The organism is Microcoleus sp. D2_18a_B4 (genome assembly GCF_036702475.1).
Classification (GTDB): Bacteria; Cyanobacteriota; Cyanobacteriia; order Cyanobacteriales; family Microcoleaceae; genus Microcoleus.
In genome coordinates this window covers 62,860-83,749 of sequence record NZ_JAUBTL010000018.1, presented here as the reverse complement: position 1 = coordinate 83,749, position 20,890 = coordinate 62,860, and the positions used below count along the sequence as shown (strand labels likewise).

At 44.8% G+C, this 20,890-nt stretch carries 21 protein-coding genes and 1 pseudogene; 14 read left to right on the top strand and 8 right to left on the bottom strand.

Annotated elements, in window-relative coordinates; genetic code table 11:
• Positions 1–6 precede the first annotated feature (6 nt).
• The 3 genes from QUB04_RS13320 to QUB04_RS13310 all read left to right on the top strand — a co-directional run bounded on the left by QUB04_RS13320 (position 7) and on the right by QUB04_RS13310 (position 2,819).
• A complete protein-coding gene (locus QUB04_RS13320) occupies positions 7–1,020 on the top strand; it encodes a hypothetical protein (protein ID WP_333284867.1) in 1,014 nt (337 codons plus the stop codon).
• Positions 1,021–1,191: 171 nt separating this feature from the next.
• Entirely contained in the window at positions 1,192–2,292 is a 1,101-nt protein-coding gene (locus QUB04_RS13315) for a glycosyl transferase (protein ID WP_333284865.1), read from the top strand.
• A 110-nt stretch (positions 2,293–2,402) separates the two neighbouring features.
• Positions 2,403–2,819 carry a secondary thiamine-phosphate synthase enzyme YjbQ gene (locus QUB04_RS13310; RefSeq protein WP_006631723.1) on the top strand — a complete coding sequence of 139 codons (417 nt, stop codon included), beginning with the start codon at positions 2,403–2,405 and terminating at the stop codon, positions 2,817–2,819.
• Here the strand turns inward: QUB04_RS13310 and QUB04_RS13305 are convergent.
• Positions 2,806–3,321 carry a heme-binding protein gene (locus QUB04_RS13305; protein ID WP_333102701.1) on the bottom strand — a complete coding sequence of 172 codons (516 nt, stop codon included), beginning with the start codon at positions 3,319–3,321 and terminating at the stop codon, positions 2,806–2,808. The two genes, QUB04_RS13310 and QUB04_RS13305, sit on opposite strands and share 14 nt — an antisense overlap.
• 421 nt (positions 3,322–3,742) lie before the next feature.
• Here QUB04_RS13305 and QUB04_RS13300 point away from each other — a divergent pair, with 421 nt between their 5' ends.
• The gene (locus tag QUB04_RS13300; protein WP_333284863.1) at positions 3,743–4,948 is read left to right on the top strand and encodes an EAL domain-containing response regulator; all 1,206 of its coding nucleotides are present in this window, start codon (positions 3,743–3,745) and stop codon (positions 4,946–4,948) included.
• Between the two features lie 53 nt (positions 4,949–5,001).
• Complete coding sequence (locus QUB04_RS13295; protein ID WP_333284861.1) at positions 5,002–5,847, top strand: prohibitin family protein; 846 nt, start codon at positions 5,002–5,004, stop codon at positions 5,845–5,847.
• A 136-nt stretch (positions 5,848–5,983) separates the two neighbouring features.
• Here QUB04_RS13295 and QUB04_RS13290 read toward each other — a convergent pair whose 3' ends face one another.
• The gene (locus QUB04_RS13290; protein WP_333284859.1) at positions 5,984–6,898 is read right to left on the bottom strand and encodes a LysR family transcriptional regulator; all 915 of its coding nucleotides are present in this window, start codon (positions 6,896–6,898) and stop codon (positions 5,984–5,986) included.
• A 391-nt stretch (positions 6,899–7,289) separates the two neighbouring features.
• Between QUB04_RS13290 and QUB04_RS13285 the strand changes: the two genes are divergently transcribed.
• The 9 genes from QUB04_RS13285 to QUB04_RS13245 all read left to right on the top strand — a co-directional run bounded on the left by QUB04_RS13285 (position 7,290) and on the right by QUB04_RS13245 (position 14,783).
• The gene (locus QUB04_RS13285; protein WP_333284858.1) at positions 7,290–8,792 is read left to right on the top strand and encodes an APC family permease; all 1,503 of its coding nucleotides are present in this window, start codon (positions 7,290–7,292) and stop codon (positions 8,790–8,792) included.
• A 211-nt stretch (positions 8,793–9,003) separates the two neighbouring features.
• Complete coding sequence (locus QUB04_RS13280; RefSeq protein ID WP_333284856.1) at positions 9,004–9,708, top strand: cadmium resistance transporter; 705 nt, start codon at positions 9,004–9,006, stop codon at positions 9,706–9,708.
• A 20-nt stretch (positions 9,709–9,728) separates the two neighbouring features.
• Positions 9,729–10,379: a cadmium resistance transporter gene (locus QUB04_RS13275; RefSeq protein ID WP_333284854.1), complete on the top strand. Its 651-nt coding sequence runs from the start codon at positions 9,729–9,731 to the stop codon at positions 10,377–10,379.
• A gap of 549 nt (positions 10,380–10,928) precedes the next feature.
• Positions 10,929–11,594: a hypothetical protein gene (locus QUB04_RS13270; RefSeq protein WP_333284852.1), complete on the top strand. Its 666-nt coding sequence runs from the start codon at positions 10,929–10,931 to the stop codon at positions 11,592–11,594.
• Between the two features lie 146 nt (positions 11,595–11,740).
• Positions 11,741–12,163, top strand: a complete 423-nt coding sequence (locus QUB04_RS13265) for a DUF202 domain-containing protein (protein WP_333284850.1) — start codon at positions 11,741–11,743, stop codon at positions 12,161–12,163.
• A gap of 15 nt (positions 12,164–12,178) precedes the next feature.
• Positions 12,179–12,754 carry a DUF202 domain-containing protein gene (locus QUB04_RS13260; RefSeq protein ID WP_333284848.1) on the top strand — a complete coding sequence of 192 codons (576 nt, stop codon included), beginning with the start codon at positions 12,179–12,181 and terminating at the stop codon, positions 12,752–12,754.
• Between the two features lie 19 nt (positions 12,755–12,773).
• A complete protein-coding gene (locus QUB04_RS13255) occupies positions 12,774–13,010 on the top strand; it encodes a hypothetical protein (RefSeq protein ID WP_333146427.1) in 237 nt (78 codons plus the stop codon).
• A 170-nt stretch (positions 13,011–13,180) separates the two neighbouring features.
• Entirely contained in the window at positions 13,181–13,684 is a 504-nt protein-coding gene (locus QUB04_RS13250; RefSeq protein WP_333284846.1) for a hypothetical protein, read from the top strand.
• Positions 13,685–13,988: 304 nt separating this feature from the next.
• Complete coding sequence (locus QUB04_RS13245; protein ID WP_333284844.1) at positions 13,989–14,783, top strand: sulfite exporter TauE/SafE family protein; 795 nt, start codon at positions 13,989–13,991, stop codon at positions 14,781–14,783.
• Between the two features lie 447 nt (positions 14,784–15,230).
• Here QUB04_RS13245 and cysK read toward each other — a convergent pair whose 3' ends face one another.
• The 6 genes and pseudogenes from cysK to QUB04_RS13215 all read right to left on the bottom strand — a co-directional run bounded on the left by cysK (position 15,231) and on the right by QUB04_RS13215 (position 20,856).
• Positions 15,231–16,211 carry a cysteine synthase A gene (gene cysK, locus QUB04_RS13240; RefSeq protein ID WP_333143086.1) on the bottom strand — a complete coding sequence of 327 codons (981 nt, stop codon included), beginning with the start codon at positions 16,209–16,211 and terminating at the stop codon, positions 15,231–15,233.
• 18 nt (positions 16,212–16,229) lie between these two features.
• Complete coding sequence (locus QUB04_RS13235; RefSeq protein WP_333284842.1) at positions 16,230–16,667, bottom strand: Rrf2 family transcriptional regulator; 438 nt, start codon at positions 16,665–16,667, stop codon at positions 16,230–16,232.
• Positions 16,668–17,351: 684 nt separating this feature from the next.
• Positions 17,352–17,936, bottom strand: coding sequence for a Crp/Fnr family transcriptional regulator (locus QUB04_RS13230; protein ID WP_333284840.1), 585 nt, complete (start codon positions 17,934–17,936; stop codon positions 17,352–17,354).
• A gap of 87 nt (positions 17,937–18,023) precedes the next feature.
• Complete coding sequence (gene cysE, locus QUB04_RS13225) at positions 18,024–18,755, bottom strand: serine O-acetyltransferase (RefSeq protein ID WP_445301050.1); 732 nt, start codon at positions 18,753–18,755, stop codon at positions 18,024–18,026.
• 157 nt (positions 18,756–18,912) lie between these two features.
• A pseudogene (locus tag QUB04_RS13220) lies at positions 18,913–19,857 on the bottom strand (sensor histidine kinase); the annotation flags it as partial.
• A 426-nt stretch (positions 19,858–20,283) separates the two neighbouring features.
• A complete protein-coding gene (locus QUB04_RS13215; RefSeq protein ID WP_333284835.1) occupies positions 20,284–20,856 on the bottom strand; it encodes a hypothetical protein in 573 nt (190 codons plus the stop codon).
• Positions 20,857–20,890 lie beyond the last annotated feature (34 nt).

Here is a 20,890-nt window from a genome sequence, read left to right as displayed (position 1 = left end):
TATTAAATGCTAAGATTGATTTTACGGATACTTGCATGGCTGCGCGGGGGAAGTTTAAATTTGTTGATCATCGCAGGTGTAATCCTGTTAGTTTGGGGCATTCTTTCGCCGGTGGGAACTGTTATATGGTGGCTGAATCAAAGTGCCGAAACTTTGGGTATCAAGAAAAATCCGCCGGAGATATTGCCCTCAAACAAGGGCAATTTAGAAGCCCGCAAGTCTTCGCAGATCAATTGTTATATCATCTTTTTACCGGGAGTTGGCGATTTTTCGGGGGATGAATTAACCCCTGGTGAAGAGTTTTTTCTCAAGCGTTTAGTGAAAAGTCACCCGCAGTGCGTAGCAGTGGGCGATGTTTTTCCTTATTCAGCGTCTAACAAAAGTTTAGGAGGAGAACGGTGGCTAGCTCCTTTTTGGCGGTTTGCAGAACAGGCACAAAAAGGGCCGATTGCGGGGAATATATTCATTAAAATTCGCAATCTCTGGAGGTTTGCAATTTCTCTAGATTATCGCTATGGCTTTGCATACAATCAGGGAATTGCTAATGCAATTATAGATCGCATGAATGCTCAATCTCCCATTTCAGTTAATCCTCAAAAACCTTTGAAAGTTATTTTAATTGGCACTAGCGGCGGCGCCCAAGTTGCTTTGGGTGCTACTCGCTATCTTAAAGAATGGCTGAAGGCAGAAATTACGGTTGTTTCGGTTGGGGGCGTGTTTTCGGGAGAAAATGGTTTTGCAGAGGCCGATCGCATTTTCCACCTTCGCGGCACTCGCGATTCAATTGAGGATATTGGTGGCATAGTTTTTCCGAGTCGCTGGTACTGGTACGCGACTTCTCCTTTCAATCAAGCTCGTTTGCAAGGCCACTATGCAGAAGTTTTGAGCGGCCATCACAAGCACGACGGCGATGAGGGATATTTTGGGGAAAATCTAGCGGCGGACGGTAAAAAGTATGTAGATATAACCCTGGACAAAATTAATCAATTACCTGTTTGGTCTGAGGGTGCGCGCGATTGATGAGTTCTTGCATATTCGATATTCATTAGTTATTAATTGTGTCATTGTTGGTTGTGCGTCGCTTGAAGCTTGGCCTTGTTGCCTTCCAGTCTCTACCTCCAATTCCCAATTCCCAATTCCCCATGCCCGATGCCCAATTCCCAATTCCCAATTCCCCATTCCCTATTATCAATGTCTCGACCAACATTATATATTGCCATCACAAATCACGGATTCGGCCACGCTGTCCGAGTCTCATCCGTAGCTGCAAAAATTCAAGAATTAAATCCAGATATCTTACTAATTATCACAACAACAGCACCTCGCTGGCTGCTAGAATCTTATATTAGTGGCGACTTTATCCACCGTCCCCGCGCTTTTGATGTGGGTGTGGTGCAAGCTGACAGTTTGAATATGGATAAAGAGGCGACGCTGGAAAAATTGCGGGAAATTCGGAAAAAGCAAAATTCCCTAATTGCCAGCGAAGTTACTTTTATCAAGCAAAATCGGGTGGGTTTGGTGCTGGCAGACATTCCTCCTTTGGCAACGCGAATGGCGGCAGCGGCTGGGGTTCCTTGCTGGATGATGAGCAATTTTGGGTGGGATTTTATCTATCGCGATTGGGGCGGGGAATTTGTAGAAATGGCAGATTGGATTGGTGAATGTTTCGGAATGTGCGATCGCCTTTTTCGTCTTCCTTTGCACGAACCGATGACAGCTTTCCCACATATTCAAGATGTGGGGTTGACTGGCGGCAATCCTCGCTACACTAACGAAAAAATTCGGGAAGTATTCGGCATCGAAACACCGCTGGAAAAAACTGTATTGCTGACGTTCGGCGGATTGGGTTTAGAGGAAATTCCTTATCAAAATTTACAGCAATTTAGCGACTGGCAATTTATTACTTTTGATGCGGGATCTCCCGATTTGCCGAATTTGATTTATGTCAAAAATCAGGAGTTTGCACAATCTTTCCCGATTTTACCGCGTCCGGTTGATATTATGCCTGTCTGCGGGCGCTTAGTTTCTAAACCGGGATACAGCACTTTTGCGGAAGCTTTGCGTTTGGAAATACCTGTTGTTTCTATAAGGAGAGAAGGTTTTGCAGAAGCTGCGGTGTTGCTGGAAGGGATTCAAAATTATGCGGAACATCAAATTTTGACGGCGACGGAGTTCTTTGAGGGGGATTGGGAGTTTTTGCGACAACCGCTACATCCGCCCCGTTTGTCGGATAAATTGGATAAAAATGGTACGGAGGATATCGCCCAAGCTGTTGTAGACTATTTTTCATAAGTCCGATTAGAAATCGATCTTACACAAACAAAGTCTACCTCCCCGAACCGAAGACTTTTGCATCAGTCTCATCCAAAATCTAAAATCTACAATCTACAATCTAGAATCGAATGAATCACTATCAACAGATACTCAAGATTCAAACTACCGGGAAATCTCTGTCCAAAATCACTCCTAAGATAGAAGATGCGGTGGCGAATTCAGGTATTAAAACAGGACTTTGTAGCTTGTTTTTGCGTCACACTTCTGCTAGTTTGGTGATTCAAGAAAATGCTGACCCGGATGTACTTAAGGATTTGGCTAACTTTTTGGCTAAACTGGTACCGGAGGACGATCGCTACATTCACGATGCCGAAGGCCCAGACGATATGCCGGCGCACATTCGCACTGCGCTGACTCATACTTCTGAACAAATCCCGATCGATCGCGGCAGGTTGCTGTTAGGAACTTGGCAGGGAATTTACCTGTGGGAACACCGCCAGCGGGGTCACATTCGCGAATTAGTTGTTCACGTCAGCGGCACTTGATCGGAATTTGTACCTCGCTGATTTTAGTTGCTTCCGGCGTCATCGGGGAATTGTAAAAAAAGCGGCGCGGCGGCCCGACTATTTCGTATTCAGGATGTTCTTGAAGCCAATCTTTGAGTTTCTGGAGGTTATTTTCGTAGCTTTCCCAAGTGTAGGCCCCGCGCACGCCGATGCTGACAACCGTCATCGGCGAAGTATCCGTGATTTCTACAGCGGAGTTAACGCTACTGGGGGCGATATTTGGTGCGGGATAGAGGAACGAAACTTCAGCTTGGGGAACTGCATCGATTTGCCCGGAAGTTTCCGTGTAGCGCGCTTCTACTGGTGTTGTCATCGCAATTTGGTTGTTGCTGATGTGTTGAAATAAGGGATTGAAGGCGATGCCAGTTGCTTGTCGCAAATCGCCCGCGTGGGTGTAGGTGACAGCGCGGTACTGAGGATATTGCTTAACTTCTATCACCCCAATCTGTGCGGGTTCAGGGAATCCAGTAGGTAATACCATTTGAGATTTAAAAGTTGAGATTTTACATTCAAGAAGGGGGAAAGACTGACTATGCAAGGGTTTGGAACTTGCTTGCAGTTGCATGGTTTTTGGCAACTGGTATAAATAGGCTGAGATTGTTTGCAGACAATCGTTCAGGCGGCACAATTAGTTTAGCAGTTATTTAAGGCGCTGCTAACTGTCGATCGCCTAGAATTAGTTGAGAGATTATGAATTAACCTCGTAATAATACGGACGGCACTGAGTAAGCACAGAAACATTAATCTAGTTGTGCTTGAAAAATTAGCGTTTTTCAGGTGTTTGCTATTTGTGTCGGAAAATATTCCGCTGTTTGGTCGATCGAGCTGTGCGTTCTCAGTTATTGGGACGCTGATCGCGTTCAGTAACGCCTATCAATTATACCGCTTTCAGGGAATGACGTATGAAAAAGATTCTAGTGATTGAGGACGAGCAAGTAATTCGCGAGAATATTCTCAAACTTCTTAAAGCTGAAGGTTTCGACGTGACGGGTGCAGAAAATGGATCGCAAGGTTTATATGCGGCGGTGTCAAATGTTCCCGACGTGATTATTTGCGACGTGATGATGCCAGAACTTGACGGGTATGGGGTGCTGGTGGCCTTGCGATCTAATCCTGTTACTGCTACAGTACCTTTTGTTTTTCTCACTGGTAAAGCCGATCGCTCTGAAATGCGGCAAGGTATGGAATTGGGCGCAGATGATTACCTGACTAAACCTTTTAGTAAAGCTGAACTTGTGGGGGCGATATCGAGCCGCTTGAAAAAACAAGAAGCTGTCGCCGAACAGTACAATACTTTGCGATCGCAAAGCAGCGAATTGATCCAAGATGCCGCCGACAAATTAGAGCGGATAAAAACAAGTTTGTGCGACGCACTGGAACGAGAAGAATTCCAAGTTTATTATCAGCCGCAGGTCAATGTCCACACGGGTAAAATTATCAGCGCAGAAGCTTTAGTGCGCTGGCTGCATCCAGAAAAAGGGCTGATTTCGCCCGCAGAATTTATTCCCCATGCCGAAGCAACTGGCTTCATTGTACAGTTAGGGGAGTGGGTTTTGCAGACAGCTTGCAGGCAAATGCAAGTTTGGGAAAATGCTGGTTTTTCGGGGCTGCGGGTAGCGGTGAATCTGTCGCCCCGCCAATTTCACCAACCGGATCTCAGCAGCAGAGTTGCCCAAATTTTAGCAGAAACTGGTTTGCAAGCGAGCAGTTTAGAATTAGAGCTGACAGAAAGTTTGATGGTAGAAGATGCGGAAAGTGCGATCGCGACTTTGCAACATTTGAAAAATTTGGGAGTTTGTATATCTCTTGACGATTTCGGAACAGGGTATTCTTCTTTAAGCTATCTGACGCAATACCCCTTCGATACTTTAAAAATAGACCGCTGTTTTATCAGCAATATCACCGATGGTTGCACAAATGCAGCGATTGTGAAAGCTATTATTGAAATGGCGCACAGTCTCTGTCTTGAGGTAGTTGCCGAAGGAGTTGAAACAGAAGCAGAAAAAGATTTTCTCTGGCGCTACAAGTGCGATACAATGCAAGGATATTTTTTCAGTCCTCCTTTGCCTGCAGCGGATTTTGAACAGTTGTTGATGGCAGGAAAATAGAAGATTGGTTAAATCAATATTGGTCATTGAATTAAGGGCGATCGGGGTGGAATATGGTTTTAGAATCCAGCAGTAACGTTGACTCCCTCAAATCCAGCAATAAAAAAAATAAGGATTTTTACCTAGCTGTTCAACTAGCTCTAGTAATAGTATTTTTAGCTATTTTGTCCAAATTTTTTATCATAGTCAACGCTGGAGAACGGGGCGTGCTGATGCAGTTTGGCAAAGTGCAAGAACAGGTACTAGGAGAAGGAATTCACGTAATAGTTCCCACAGTTTATACTGTAAAAAAGTTGAGCGTCAGGGTACAAAAACAGGAAAGTTCCGCTGAAGCTTCCTCAAAAGATTTGCAAGATGTTTTTACGGATGTAGCGCTCAATTGGCACATTATCCCAGAAGAAGCAAATGCTATTTTTCAACAAATAGGTGACGAAAAAGAAGTCGTGGCTCGCATTATCGATCCGGCAGTTGAAGAAGTATTAAAAGCAGTTATGGCAAAATACACGGCTGAAGAAATAATTACTAAACGGGGAGAAGTTAAAGCCGCAGTTGATGATTCTTTGACCTTGAGGCTGGTTACATATCACATTGCCGTTGACGATATTTCTTTAGTACACGTTCACTTTTCTGAGCGGTTTAGCGAGGCGGTGGAGGCGAAACAAATTGCCGAACAGGAGGCAAAAAGAGGGGAGTTTTTAGCGCTGAAGGCAGTAAAACAGGCCGAGGCTAAGGTGAATTTAGCCAAGGGAGAAGCCGAAGTGCAAAGGTTGCTGCGGGACAATTTGACTCCCGAACTTTTGGAAAGGCAGGCTATAGAAAAATGGGATGGGAAATTGCCGCTGATTGTTGGTGATGGGGGGAAAAATTTATTGGACTTGAGGAAATTGATTGAGAGATAATTATAATCCTGGACGCACAGGTGGGCAGAAACCGGGTTTTTTACGAAAATACACGGCGTTTAGCTTTTTATGCCGGTAAAAAAACTGATTTCTTGAGTATTGGTGCGTAAGTCCTGAATTAGCACTTACCAGCATCTTAAGTTAATATCTGTTCAAAGGCTTTAGCAATTCCCGTTTGAAAGCGCTGTCGGTGTTTCAGTTTCAAAACAGGTTTAATTATTTCAAAAGATACATTTGAACTCGGTTCGCTAGCTGAAATTTTTATTGCTCGCAGTGTAGATAGCTGCAATTCTTTTTTTACCATCAATTCAGGAATAGCCGCTGCACCTGTGCCGCTTTCCACCACTGCTTTTACCATTTCACTGCTGTTCAAAACTAAAGTTACATTCAATTCCTGGGGATTAATGCCCCAACTTTGCAAAGCTTGTTCCAACATTTGCTGAACTCCAGAACCAGCTTCTCGCATCACCCAATCCGTTTTCACAATTTCCGTTAAACTAACCTCTGCACGTTCAAACCAAGGGTGAGATTTGCCAACTACAATCAGCAAGCGTTCGCTGCCTACAATTTCTTCCTCCAGAGTGCTCTTAAGCGAAGCTTTAATATCTCCCGTCACTAAACCCAAATCAAATGTTCCCGTGGCCGTCCCCGCACAAATTTCTTCGGCATTTGCCAGAGTACAATTCACGCAAATACCAGGATATTTTTGTTTGAACTTGCTAAGTTTATCAGGCAACCAATAATTGCCAATGGTCAGACTGCAACCCAAGTTTAATTCGCCTCGCTGCAAGTCGTTCAACTCCCGCAAACCTCTCTCTGTCAAAGCAACTTGGTCTAGAATTTTCTGCGTTTCAACTTGCAGCAACTTCCCAGCATCTGTGATTTCGATGCGGCGGCCGATGCGGTGAAATAGTTTTACTCCGTATTGCGCCTCTAAGCTTTGGATTGTCGCGCTGACAGCGGGTTGGGTGATGTAAAGTTCCTCCGCCGCGCGGCTGAAGTGCAGGTGTTCCGCGACAGCTAGAAAAACTCGCAGTTGGTCAAGTGTCATTCCGGCCATGCTGAGGGTTCCTTTACTAAATACAGTTATTTTTTGAGATTAAAATCTCTTGCGGCTAAGCTTTGACGTGAACTTTTCGATCGAGTCTCTGGTACAGGTTGGAATTACCAAAAAAGGACGGTTGCCAGCCGCTATTTAAATTTTCCTTTTAATATCAAGGGTTTGGGCTGGTGGCGACAGATAGGTGTCGTCTTCCAACAGTTCTTTGGCTGCAGCATTGCATCACTTGTATTTATTAATTCGATAAAAAACAACATTTGATTCTACCTGTAAAGAGCCTTAAGGTGATACTTAAGCTTCTAACGCAGGGCCCGATGCTGAAGCAGCACCGACAAGTTTAAGCCGATCGCCAAAAGTCGATCGACAAAAATAGAGAAGATAAATGACCAAGAAAACGCCAAAAAATCACAGTCCCCACGGCTTAAAGCCGGACTGCCTCTCCTTCGGGGAGGTTTTAGCTCAATCCTTTGCCGTCATTGCACCTACAACGATACCAGCATCAAATATAGGGTTAATCGTCGCTCTTTCGGGTAACGGGGCTTGGCTGAGCTTTCTCATCGGCTTGATAGGCCTAGTATTTGTCAGCATCAATATCAACCAATTTGCAAGTCGATCGGCTTCTGCCGGTTCTCTTTATTCTTATATTGTTAAAGGACTAGGCCCGACTGCCGGCGTAATTTGCGGCTGGAGTTTGGTACTCGCTTATCTATTTACTGCGATGGCCGTTTTGTGTGGTTTTGCCAACTTTACGGGTACTTTCATCGGTCATTTAGGCATCCATCCGTCACCGATTACGCTGTTAGCGATCGGGGCCGGCGTTGCTTGGTATGCAGGTTATAAAGATATCCAACTCTCTGCTATGGCGATGCTGTGGCTGGAGGGGGCATCAGTGGCAGCGATTTTTATCTTGGGAATGATCATTTGGGCGCACAAAGGTTTTGCCCTGGATATGTCGCAATTAACTTTGGAAGGCGTAACTCCCGGCAATATAGCGACGGGACTTGTATTAGTCATGTTTGGTTTCTCTGGTTTTGAAAGCGCTACATCTCTGGGCGACGAAGCGAAAAAACCCTTAAAAAATATCCCCAGGGCTGTCATGGGCAGTGCTGTCATGGCAGGCTTATTCTTCATTCTGATGACCTATATTGAGGTTTTGGGTTTTAGCGGTACAGGAGTTTCTATTACTAATAGTGAAGAACCTCTGACTTTTCTAGCGCAACAAGTGGGCATGGGTTGGCTGGGAGAGTTAGTGGCTTTCGGCGCTTTATTTAGCTTTTTTGCTTGCGTGCTCGGCAGCATCAATCCAGCCGCGAGAGTGTTTTTTATGATGGCGCGGCACGGTTTGTTTCACTCTTCATTAGGTGTAGCGCATTCATCTAATAGAACTCCCCACGTTGCAGTAACGATGTGTACATTTATGACATTTTTGGTGCCTGCTGTGATGTCTATGTTTAACATCAAACTGTTCGATTGTATGGGTTATTTGGGGGCAATTTGCAGCTACGGATTTTTAACAGTGTACGTCTTAATTTCGATCGCCGCACCGATGTACCTGCACAAAATTGGTAAATTGCGCGTGCGGGATGTAGCGTTTTCGGCTGTGGCGATCGCATTTATGATGATTCCGATTGCGGGCAGCGTGGGCATTCCAGGCAGCACTATGTTCCCACCTCCAGAAGCTCCTTACGATGCGTTTCCTTACTTGTTCTTGATGTACTTGGTGGCTACTTGCGGATGGTTTTTCTGGCAACGGCTGCGTTCTCCGGGACTTGTGGGTTCGATGGAGCAGGGTATTGACGCAATTCATGCCAGATTCGAGGAAGAAAATGCAATTTACGGTGGTGTTCGATTGAAAGCAGTTCCCTTTGACAGCGATCGTTTTTGATTAACAGTTACCAGTTCACAGTCAGGACTAATAGTTTTTAGCAACTGGGTTTTTACTGAGATATTGCAGCATTGTCAATCAGCATTTCAATGGCGGGCTAGAATCAAGAACCCACAATAAAATTTAATTTTTGTGGAACGGGCATCTTGCCCGTTCCGAAGATACGATCCCAGCAAGTACAACCAAATAAAAAATCTGAGGAGACACAGAAATGAATGAATTACTAACAGCTATTTCTACGGGAATGACAGCTTTTACGGCTACGAATCTGGACGATATTCTGATTCTGCTGCTGTTTTTCTCGCAGGTGAATGCCGTATTTCGGCGCAGGCATATCGTGTTCGGTCAGTTTCTGGGCTTTACTGCACTGGTTTTTGTTAGCCTTCCCGGCTTTTTTGGCCGCTTAATCTTTCCCCCAGATTGGATCGGAATGCTGGGTTTGCTGCCAATTGCGATCGGGCTTAGCCGCTTGCTGAATCCAGAAACTGACGATTCGGAAGTTGAGGCAGAATTAGAGCAATCTGAGAAATCTTTTTTTAGCAGTTTTCTGTCTCCTCAAACTTACAGCGTAGCAGCGGTGACTGTGGCAAATGGCGGCGACAATATCGGGATATATGTGCCGCTTTTTGCTAGCAATACTTTAGAAAGTTTGGCGGTGATTCTCACTGTATTCTTCGGGATGGTGGGCGTTTGGTGCTACGCTGCTTATCGGTTAATTCAGATGCGGGCGATCGCAGATACTTTGACTCGCTACGGCAATCAGCTTGTGCCTTTTGTTTTAATCGGATTGGGAATGGCGATTCTGGTTAAAAGCGGCACTCTGGCAAGCCCCACTTTAAGTATAATATCTTTAGTTGGTTGCGCTTTCTGTTTGATAACGATGAGCAGAAGTAACGCCAGCGGAACTGAAGTTTAAAAAAATTGCAGGGACAGCACATGAATTGGATTGCAGCAGCGATTATTGCCGGGATTACATCTTTTGCCGCAACCAATATCGACGATATGGTGCTTTCGATGCTGTTCTTCGCCCAGGTAAATGATACTTTCCGCCCCCGGCATATCTTTGTCGGTAAGTACCTCGGATTTGCAGCACTCATCGCTGCTAGTTTGCCCGGTTTTTTTGGCGGTTTAATTGTGCCGAAAGCTTGGATTGGCTTGCTGGGTTTGGTTCCGATCGCGATCGGCATCAGTCACTTAGTCAAGAGAGGAAATGATGAAGATGAAGTACAAGCAGTATCGGGCGAATTTAACCGGAAATCTAATTCACCTGTGTCAAAGCTAGTAAATCTTTTCAACCCCCAAACTTTGAATGTGGCTGCGGTAACAGTGGCTAACGGGGGTGACAATATCGGCATTTATTTGCCGCTGTTTGCTAGCAGCGATTTGCCGAGCTTGGTGGTAATTTTGGCGGTTTTCTCGGTGATGGTAGGTGTTTGGTCTTATGTCGCTTACCGGTTAACTCGCCAAAGGGCGATCGCCCATATTTTGACTCGCTATACCAAGGCTGCTGTCCCTTTTGTATTGATTGGTTTGGGAATCTTCATCCTGATTGAAAGTGGTAGTTATCGGCTGCTCCCGCCATTTTAATCTAACTAATGATCGGCCAAGGTTTCGCTACTTTCATCCCTCTGTCGGTAGATAATTTGCCATAAGTCATAAGTCCTAACTCATCACTTTTACCTTAACAATTATTTGCTTAAAAATGGCGGTAAATTGCTTGAAAGTTATCAACAAATATGCTAAGTTAATAATGAAGTGAGTGACCAAGCTAAAACCAGCTTCAAACTAATTTAGCCTCAAGTAGTCACGAAACTTGAAACCATCTTTTGAGCTAGCCAATTGCCAAGACTTAGGCAACAATATACCTCTTGTCTCAAGAAATCCTGTAGTGGTGAATCAAACCGAGCTAAAAAATTGAGGATTAATCCCTAAACGCTCGCCCGCTCGCTTCGCCACTACCCCACGCCGAGCGACTTTGACAATAGGTATAATGCTAAAAAAACAGATTTTTCGCTTCGGCAAAATTTGGTTTTTCAGGCAAACCAGTTAAAGAGATATCGTTTTTGCCTAAGTCCTAAAATAGCAAGCAAACAGAAAGTTGGAAAAAACCTGACAATCGAGAAAAGGAGAAAAATTGTGAAAATCTTCAAATTTGTTTTAGTGCTCTTGGTAATGACCGCCAATTTAGTATTCGTTCCCCCATCCTGGGCCGACGCTCCAAAAACGCCGAAATATGCGAGCAATCCCGACTACATAGAGGTGACTCAAGCTCTGAACACTCTCAAGGCAGCGAAAGACGCACCCGATACCGCCCAGAATTATACCCCTGAGCAACTTCAGCAAAAAATCTCTCAATTGGAGTTTCAAAAATACACTTTAGAAACGGGAAAACCTTGGGGTCAGTGCCGCAACGAGACAGGAAAAACCCTGGCTGTCTACGGCCCGAAACGCAAAAAAGCAGCGGAGTCTTCTTACGAGAATGCCCTTTATTTTCTAGCTGACGGCCAAACAACTGAACATAAATGGGATTGCGATGGAATTTATCTAGCCAGCGATGTCAAAGCAACCGATTTAAGAACGACCGATCAACCTTCAGAAGAATTGACTGGCGGTCTAGCTGTTAAGATAGTTGACGGCACTCAAGTTGTAGCCAGAGCTAATCCCGCTACGGGGGCTGTAGAATTCAACGTTCCTACTGCTAAGGTTTTCCAGCCTGGGGATGCGAATTGGTTTGTTCCTGATGTGACTCAGGCTTACATAGATACGCAAGTTCCCAACGCACCAACTGAGGAAAATGATTAGTTTTGGTGAAGTTGTAATGCGATCGGCTGTTTAAAGCCAGTTGCAACGCAAAATCCCGCCGGGTATTTATACCCGGCGGATAATCATCCCAGCGCAAATATATCGGTTTACCTTCTCATTTCCCGTTAAAATTAAAAGGTTTATCTATGCTATTAAATTGGAAATCCACAAAAGTAAATACAGAAAAGATTAAGCGACCAAATCCGTCGCGGGTGCGGGATCACTTGGCAAACGAGCGCACTTATTTAGCATGGATGCGGACAGCAATATCGCTGATGGGTTTTGGCGTAGTTATCGTGCGCCTTCGCACCTTTCATCCCCCTCTACTCCCAACTCCCGGCAATGGCTGGAAGTTGGGTTTGCTTTTTTCAGCAGTGGGTTTGCTGACGGTGTTATTCTCAACTAAGCACTACTTTGGCGTCCGTCACGATATCGATTACGATACTTATGAACCTACGGATCGCTGGGTAATTCTTTTTAGCCTCGCGATCGCACTCCTAGGAGCTGGGGTAATTTATTATATGTTCACCGTTCCTTCTAGCTCATTTGGTTTGATGGCACCTGAATAATGGTGGCGGTTTAATATGAATATTAAAGAGTTCGATCGCGTGCAATTATCGTTCCAACTGAGATGTTGCACCATTGTCAAGAATAGGCAAGATGCCTGTTCCACAAAAAGTGCATTTTCTTGTGGGGTGGGCATCCTGCCCGCCCAAAAAAGGCTTATCGAGAATGGTGCAAGATGTGAGCTCCCACCGATGCAAGTAGATGATGAGAAAACAAAACAGCAAAATCTGTCGCGGGCGATCGATCGATCGGCAAATGAGCGCACCTTCTTAGCATGGATGCGGGCTGCGATCGCACTCATGGGTTTTGGCGTCGTCATCATCCGACTTCGCGTCGTGCAAATGCCCGTACATTACCGTCAGGCGATGGGGTGGAAGTTGGGTTTAATTTTCTCTCTAATAGGTTGGGTCACAGTCTTAATCTCAACTAAGCACTACTTCACCGTTCGCCACCAAATTGACCACGATACCTACAATCCCCCAGACGGCATGGTTTTATTTTTCAGTTCCGCTGTGGGCTTATTGGGGATTGGAGTAATTTATTCAATTTTGGCAACCGCCCTGAGCCCAAGTAGTTTTGTAATACCCGATTGATTGTCAACAGGAGTTAATCATGAACAGCGATACAGTTGCCACGATCGCTTCCATTCTCATCTTAGCTGCTGCTATCTGGGCCGCATTCGTAGTGCTGGAGACTGTCGCGAAAATAGTCCCGAAATTGCTGGGCGTGACAGTCGCGATCGGGCTTTTACTCGTTTACCTGCAATTTTACTGGGGCATCGACACTGCATATCTTTGGCAAACTGTCAAGCATTTGCCGGAAACTTTCAATTTGTCGATCGGCGCCTAAATTATCACCAGCCAGCATTCTCAACAACCTCTCTCGGATAGATATTTTAGTACCGCAAACAAAGTATATTTAGCCGATTCCACAAAATACGGTAACTTGATTGACTTACTAGACATAACTGATTCAGGCTGTTAAACTACGGTAAGTCGATCGAGTAATGAGCTATTAACGTGGAAAACGCTAAAAAAGTCATTGAAGAGTACCAGCTTGCAGGACAACTAAGCCAACAGTTGCCAGAAGCGAAGGGCTTTAACGAAGTCTGGTTTAAAAAGATCAGAGGCGGGTTGCTTCTGGCAATTGGATATTTGCTATCACCCCTGTGTTGGTGGAACGACATATTTTTCAATCTGCCAATTGCCTACGCCTTTGGGTATATCTTCAGTTGGCTTTCCCCAGATTTACTGTTTCCTTGCACAATTGTCGGCTACTGGCTTTCCAATATTGTGGGAATTCTGTTGATGCAGCTAGGAACTTTAGATGTTTTGGCCGACAAACCCAAGGAAAAAAACCTCAAAAAAGAGTTATTGACGGGTTTAGTTTCCTCAACCGCCTTCACTCTTGTCATTGTGGCATTGATTCATTTTAATGTTCTCGAGACTCCCGATTTCTTTTCCGGCCAGCAGTCAGTTAACCTCAGCTCTGCTTTACCTGTGACGCTCGTCACTTCAAGGTAGAAAGCCGAATATAAACCCCATAAATAAATCCAGGGTTTTTAATCAGTTACACAGGTAGATATAAGAAAATCAGGGAGCTTTTACACTACAATTTATGTAGTTTTGTTTATTTGCATTTACTTACTTTTACCAAGAATTTTGTAGCGGAACGCGCGGTAAGTCTCAAGCGTTGAAGAGCCAAATTCCTGGCTAGGAATATTGAAATGCGAGTAAATTTTTGCCTGTGTAGCTGTGTTGCAGGAGCCAGTCAAGTTATCTATTTGTTGGTTGGCAGCGCTTAAATACACAGTTTTTGGGCATAACCGTGAACTACTTATTACTATCCTTTCTCAGCTTTATTGTGGGCATTATCGTTGGTTTTACCGGAGTTGGCGGAGCCTCGCTCATCACCCCAATGTTAATTTTTGTTTTTCAAATTCCAGCATCAATTGCTATTAGTTCTGATGTCGTAGCTGCTACACTGATGAAAGTTGTTGGCGGCTTCAAACACTGGCAGCAAAAAACCCTCGACTTGCAAGTAGTTAAGTGGCTGGCTTTGGGTAGCGTACCCGGTTCGCTGACGGGCGTGTGGATTTTACACTGCATCCAATCCAGCGGAAATCAGGACTTAGACAGCATATTGCTGCGCTTTCTCGGAGTAGCGCTCGCCCTCATAGTCGCTTTATCGCTGACCAAATTAGTGGTCAAAACATTTTTCCCTAGTTTTAAATTGCCTTCGCCCGCTAAATGGGACTTAAATACTAATTATGGCCGTATTTGTACTGTGAGTGCGGCAGCAATTTTAGGCTGCATAGTGGGAATCACTAGCGTGTCTTCCGGTTCGATGTTTGCACTGTTGCTGATTGCTTTTTTCCGCCTGGATACTTCTAAATTGGTGGGTACAGATATTTCGCAGGCGGCAATTTTGTTGATGTTTACATCTCTGGGACACCTCAGCCTCGGAACGGTAGACTGGAGTTTAGTTTTGCCAATTTGGTTGGGTTCGGTGCCGGGAGTTTTAGTAGGTGCTAAATTCTGCCAAATTATGCCTCAACGCCCGCTAAAGTTTGTTATTTACGGAATGTTGGCGATGGCTAGTTGGAAGTTGTATCAAGTCTGAAAAGTAGGGGTAGTGCCGGGCCCATTGCTGTCAACAATGCCCTACAAACCTTTGTATATCTTGTTTATAGCCGAGTCTAGATCCCCCTAAATCCCCCTTAAGAAGGGGGACTTTGATAAGAATCTTGTCCCCCCCTTATTAAGGGGGGTTAGGGGGGATCTAGACTTCGATATAACAAGAGAGACGGTCGGTTTGACGTTAAGTTGTCACCAATGCCCTACAAGGTAGGGGTAGTGCCGGGCCCATTGGTGTCAACAATGCCCTACAAACCTTTGTATATCTTGTTTATAGCCTAGTCTAGATCCCCCTAAATCCCCCTTAAGAAGGGGGACTTTGAGAAGAATCTTGTCCCCCCCTCCGGCGGGGGGTTAGGGGGGATCTAGACTTCGATATAACAAGAGAGACTGTCGGTTTGACGTTAAGTTGTTACCAATGCCCTACTACAATTTAATACTTGCTGACTAATGCTTCGAGTTCGCTGACAGTCGGCAATTCTAAATCTTTGAACAGCGCTGTACTGAGGTAGCGTTCGCCATAAGAAGGCTGCACAAAAACTATCAATTTTCCAGCATTTTCGGGACGCTTGCCGACTTGAATTGCGGCATACAAAGCGGCGCCGGCAGAAATTCCTGACAACAATCCTTCTTCTCTGGCTAGTCGGCGACTGTAGGCGATCGCATCTGCGTCGCTAACTGCAATTGTTTCATCAATTAACTCTGGTTTCAACACTTCCGGGATGAATCCTGCACCAATCCCTTGAATTTTGTGAGCACCAGATTTGCCTCCAGAAAGCACGGGGCTGCTGGCTGGTTCAACTGCAATTACCCTAAAACTAGACTTTCGCGGTTTAATTACTTCAGCAACTCCAGTAATCGTACCGCCGGTGCCAACTCCAGCAACTAAAAAATCTACTTTACCCTCTGTATCTTCCCAAATTTCCTCGGCCGTTGTCTCCCGGTGAATTTTTGGATTAGCGGGGTTGCGAAACTGTTGCAGCATGAAAGCGTCGGGGGTTTCTTCTACAATTTCTTCCGCACGGGCGATCGCGCTTAACATCCCTTCATGTCCCGGAGTTAATTCCAACTGAGCTCCGTAAGCTTTCAGCATCGATCGGCGTTCCGTGCTCATCGTATCCGGCATCGTTAAAATCAGACTGTAGCCTTTCGCCGCCGCGATCATTGCCAAAGCTATTCCAGTATTGCCTGAAGTCGGTTCAACTAAAATAGTTTTCCCCGGTTGAATTAACCCCGCATCTTCTGCCGCCTGAATCATGCTTGCCGCAATCCGATCTTTCACCGAAGCAGCCGGATTCATCCCTTCCAATTTTGCCACAATTCGAGCAACTACTCCTTCGGCTTGGGGAATTTTATTGAGTTGAACTAATGGAGTTCTGCCAATTATTCCTGTAACATCCTTAGCAATTCTCATGGCTTAATTTCTCTCCCCTTAAATGTAGTACATGGGATGTGCTTGTTTGCGAACATCCCGCTGTTCGCACAAATCTTGTAATGTGTATTTCCCCAAAACAGACCAAGATGCCTGTTGAGCTTCCTGCCAGATTTCTAGCACCGCAGTTTTTTCTATTGTTACAGATTCCGAAACTTTTTGGGTCGGGCCACTGCCGGATCCTTCGAGTGTCGAAAACACCTCTAGCAAGGTAATCTGCCAAGGCTCTTTCGCCAGCAAATAACCGCCTTTAGCACCTCGCAAACTCTGGACAATACTTGCACGCCGCAGCACGGCAAGAATTTGGTCTAGATAGCGTTCCGGTATCTCACCAGAAGCAGTAAGTTCGCTTACTGTTAGGGGCGAATCCTTCGGGTAGTGGCTCGCCAATTCCAAGAGCGCTAACAGGGCATATTGTACTCTAGAAGATAGTTCCACATTCCCCACTGGCGATCGAGTTTAAATTGTACATTATATCATAGTACACAATTCCGGTAGGTGTACAGGTGTTAATATATCTTTATTACAAAAACGGTTGGAGAAATCCCGTGAGCAACGTAAATGTAGGTTTAAGCTGTCGGCACTGTCGGTATTACGAGCAGCACGGGCACAGGGGCGGAAACTGCCTGATGCTCGGCGTGGGGGTACAGGGTGGGTGGAAAGCTTGCCCATTCTTGGTTCGGCCCTTTGCACCGTCTTGGGAATACCCCGAAGCGGGTAGAGCAGGAGAGTCTCAAATGTTGCAGGGATCGAGTATTTTACAAGCAATACCGCCCCCTTAAAGTAACTGCTAAGTAGGTAGGCGGATATATGCTGAGTCATAGTTAAGTTTATTCATACTTACCTACTTGGTGGCCGTCAACAGGTGCGAGATATCGCATCTGTTGGCAGTGAGAAGAAAGAAATCAACACAAAGAAAAAAGCAAGTGCGATCGTCGCCCTTGCTTTTGAACTTATTGACAAGTCGATGAGAAAATTTAATTAACGCAAATTCGCTACAAATTATCTGTCTAGAGAACTCTGAATTTGCTCGAATATCGCATTGCCACCGAAGAAATTCTTTGGCAGCGCATTCCTATCACCTACATCGGCGATCGTAAACTATTAACAGTTAATAACCTTTTATATTTCGTAGTGCCAGACCTCAGAAGGTTGCAGAATAATCCGGTGGAGCGGCAGACGATCGATCAAGCCTTGCTGCTCAAAATGACCGAGGGTGCGAGTGACAGTTACGCGACTTGTACCGATGATTTCTGCAATGTCCTGATGCGTTAAAATCATATCTATTAGATGTCCTTGCTCTACCTCAGAACCAAACCTCTTAGCCAGCCAAGTTAATAGTTGATAGAGCATAAAATCAACTCTTTTGTAACCTCGCATTACCATGAAATCTTCAGCCTGCTGAATGTGAGTGAGCAAAATATCTCTATTTAGCCAGCGATCGCCCGATAGTAAAATTGCTTCGACTTTAGTGAGGCATTCAATTTGAAAAGGATCGCATTTTGATATTGGTTTGCCGATCGTATCACCAGGCCCCCACAATCCCAAGGTGATAATTGTGCCATCTTCAAGCCACGTTACAGTTCGCACTACTCCAGTTTCAATTCGCCACAGAGCATTGCTTCTGTTGGGCAAGTGCGAGCGGCGAGGAAATATATGGCGGCTCGTTTCATCAAAAGTTTTAGTGGAAAGAGAAGCAATAGTCATAGCCAGTTACTGAAAGAATAAAAGTTAGTTTGTCCAATGGCAGCAGGATAGTGTGGCTGGCAAAACTCTAGATAAATTAAAGCTTTACTAGATTCCTGCACCGTCTAAAAACTGTGTAATGAATAAATCCGACGACTGAAATAATTCATGTTTTTCGACCTCTGCTTGCTCGGATTGAGTTGTTTTGATCGGAGATAATTGAGATTTTAAGAAATCAACTTGCTCTTCTAAATCCTTAATTCTATCGAACAAAGCTCGAATAGCTTGAGCTTCCAAATCCGGTAGACCTTGAGAATTTTGAGCATCTTCCACCTGCTTTTTCCGAGAGATGATGCGGCCGGGAATTCCCACAACTGTGCAATCGCTAGGGACATCCCGCAGCACTACCGAACCCGCACCAATCCGAACATTATTGCCAATTTGAATATTGCCTAAAACTTTAGCACCGGCTCCTACCACTACATTTTCTCCCAGCGTTGGATGCCGTTTTCCTATTTCTTTGCCCGTGCCGCCAATGGTCGCTCCTTGATAAATTACAGCATAATCTCCAACGATCGCAGTTTCGCCAATTACCACCCCCATCCCGTGGTCGATAAACACGCCCCTACCAATTGTCGCACCTGGGTGAATCTCAATACCTGTTAAAAAGCGACTCAGTTGGGAAATCAAGCGCGGTACAAACGGCAGGCCAGCGGAATAAAGCCAGTGTGCTATCCGGTGCAAAAAAAGTGCTTGCAGTCCGGGATAGCAAAATAATACTTCCAGCCAGTTGCGCGCCGCGGGGTCACGTTCGTAAATAATTTGCAAGTCACTGAACATATTTAGTCCCGCCGTGTTTGGGTTATACAGTATCGGCAGTGCCGACGGTTTAAGCTGCATAAAGCAGTATTGGTTTTGGCATTCTTACTTATAATACTATAATCCGACCGAATTACAGTAGTTAAGGAGAAAAAAATTTTTCCTTCCCCAGCCCTTTCTAAGCTGCCTCCGATATTTTCCGCGAAACAAACGGTACAGCTTGTCTGACTTCTTGCCGCAGCGGAATCTCGATCGAGAATTCCGTCCCCAATCCCGGTGTCGAATCGCAGCGCAGCGTACCTTTGTGCTTTTCTACGATAATTTTATAGCTGATTGACAGTCCCAATCCTGTCCCTTTTCCGACCGGTTTAGTAGTAAAGAACGGGTCAAACAGCCGTTTTTTGACATTTTCTGCCATACCGGGGCCGTTGTCAGATATCCGCACAATTATTTTATCGGGACTTGAATATTCTGTGGTTATGGCGATCGCGATCGGATTAGCTTTCGCTGCTTTGGGCCCGCGATCGAGACTGTAACTCTCAAGGGCGTCGATCGCATTAGCCAGAATATTCATGAACACCTGATTTAATTGTCCGGCATAGCACTCTACTAAAGGTAAATTGCTGTAGTTTTTAACAATCTCGATCGGCGGGCGATCGGCTGTAGCTTTCAGGCGACTTTGCAGAATTAGCAGAGTGCTGTCAATGCCTTCATGGATGTTGACAGGTTTCATTTCGCTTTCGTCTAAGCGAGAGAAATTCCGCAAAGATTTGACAATTTGAACAATGCGATCGGCTCCTATTTTCATCGAATACAGCAGTTGCGGCAAATCTTTGCTGAGAAACTCAAAGTCAATATTTTCTAAATACTTTGAAATTTCCGAGGGAGGGTATGAATAGTATTTTTGGTAGAGTTTTACCAACTCCAACAAATCGCTACTATATGCGCTGGCGTGTTGAATATTGCCGTAAATAAAACTAATAGGATTGTTCACTTCGTGGGCAACACCAGCGACTAATAAACCCAAACTTGACATTTTCTCCTGCTGAATTAGGTGAGCTTGAGTTTGTTGCAACTCTTGCAAAGTTTGCTCTAGTTGTTGAGATTTAGCCGTGCGTTCGGCTGCTATTTTTTCAATTTTTTCGGTATAAGTTAACAAGCTCATTATATAAAGTGTCGCCACCAAAGTTAAGATTGTCCCCCAAATTAAAACAGTCAAAGAACGCCAAAATCTTAGAGGATTAATGTACTCTGGCGTTATCCGTAATTGCAGCAACCACCTGCGATTTTCAATATTGAGAATGCGGGTGCAACTGCTGCCGTCCGGGCAGTAAGCTCTTTCCCCAATTTGGATGTTATTTTTAATGTTTTCATCGGTAATTATCCTTTTTGTCTTGGCTTCATAAAAGGCAAGAAACCTTTCTGCTTCAGGAGCCATAGCATCTTGAAGATAAACGTTAACAAAGTAGAGGTTAGTTTCCTGTAAAGCCGATTTAACAATAGCATCAACCAGCAAAACGCCAAAAGTAAAACCTTTCAAATTTTCTCGCTATCGAGGAGGTAAATTTGGCTGCAATTCTGCGCCATCGTCAGCAGAATTTTGAGTAAAAATTGGCATAAATACGAAGACGATGGGTTGATTTTGCGAAGACATTTTTTGGCGATGTGTCGCGGTAATTTCTTGTCTTTTTGTGGCGTTTTCTAACGCTACCCGATTGGCAGTTAAATCTAAATCTAAATCTATTTCCTCTGTCAGGAATTGCGGAGAGTCAGAAACACGGGGCAGCCAAGCGATCGCCTTGAGGCTCGGATGGCGGTACAGGGCAGTACCAACAAATGTATTAACTTCTGGTTTTTTAACGCCGTCAAATACGCTGTAAAATGCTCCCGCTGCCCGAATTATTTCTAAATTGCCGCTAACATCTCTCTGAATGTCTGTAGCTATTTTGTCCAGCCGGTCTTGCAGTTCGGCTTGCATGGATTTGTATTCCCAATTATACGCAACTGAAGAGGCGATCGCAGACAGCCCTAATCCTGCACAAAGTGTTAATCCTGCCTGGATGTAACGGCGATAACTAAGTAAAGTGCTAGTTGCTAAATTCAACAATTTGTTAGCATTCATATTCTTCGCTGACCTTTTTTTATCCTTCCCACTC

Bases quoted from the DNA above. Each gene is read 5' to 3' on its own strand.
- QUB04_RS13255 (WP_333146427.1), top strand. From the start codon at position 12,774: ATGAACAGCGATACAGTTGCCACGATCGCTTCCATTCTCATCTTAGCT.
- QUB04_RS13215 (WP_333284835.1), bottom strand. From the start codon at position 20,856: ATGAATGCTAACAAATTGTTGAATTTAGCAACTAGCACTTTACTTAGT.
- cysE (WP_445301050.1), bottom strand. From the start codon at position 18,755: ATGTTCAGTGACTTGCAAATTATTTACGAACGTGACCCCGCGGCGCGC.
- QUB04_RS13320 (WP_333284867.1), top strand. From the start codon at position 7: ATGCTAAGATTGATTTTACGGATACTTGCATGGCTGCGCGGGGGAAGT.
- QUB04_RS13275 (WP_333284854.1), top strand. From the start codon at position 9,729: ATGAATTGGATTGCAGCAGCGATTATTGCCGGGATTACATCTTTTGCC.
- QUB04_RS13280 (WP_333284856.1), top strand. From the start codon at position 9,004: ATGAATGAATTACTAACAGCTATTTCTACGGGAATGACAGCTTTTACG.
- QUB04_RS13260 (WP_333284848.1), top strand. From the start codon at position 12,179: ATGAATATTAAAGAGTTCGATCGCGTGCAATTATCGTTCCAACTGAGA.
- QUB04_RS13295 (WP_333284861.1), top strand. From the start codon at position 5,002: ATGGTTTTAGAATCCAGCAGTAACGTTGACTCCCTCAAATCCAGCAAT.
- QUB04_RS13230 (WP_333284840.1), bottom strand. From the start codon at position 17,936: ATGACTATTGCTTCTCTTTCCACTAAAACTTTTGATGAAACGAGCCGC.
- QUB04_RS13300 (WP_333284863.1), top strand. From the start codon at position 3,743: ATGAAAAAGATTCTAGTGATTGAGGACGAGCAAGTAATTCGCGAGAAT.
- QUB04_RS13310 (WP_006631723.1), top strand. From the start codon at position 2,403: ATGAATCACTATCAACAGATACTCAAGATTCAAACTACCGGGAAATCT.
- QUB04_RS13265 (WP_333284850.1), top strand. From the start codon at position 11,741: ATGCTATTAAATTGGAAATCCACAAAAGTAAATACAGAAAAGATTAAG.
- cysK (WP_333143086.1), bottom strand. From the start codon at position 16,211: ATGAGAATTGCTAAGGATGTTACAGGAATAATTGGCAGAACTCCATTA.
- QUB04_RS13285 (WP_333284858.1), top strand. From the start codon at position 7,290: ATGACCAAGAAAACGCCAAAAAATCACAGTCCCCACGGCTTAAAGCCG.
- QUB04_RS13290 (WP_333284859.1), bottom strand. From the start codon at position 6,898: ATGACACTTGACCAACTGCGAGTTTTTCTAGCTGTCGCGGAACACCTG.
- QUB04_RS13315 (WP_333284865.1), top strand. From the start codon at position 1,192: ATGTCTCGACCAACATTATATATTGCCATCACAAATCACGGATTCGGC.
- QUB04_RS13305 (WP_333102701.1), bottom strand. From the start codon at position 3,321: ATGGTATTACCTACTGGATTCCCTGAACCCGCACAGATTGGGGTGATA.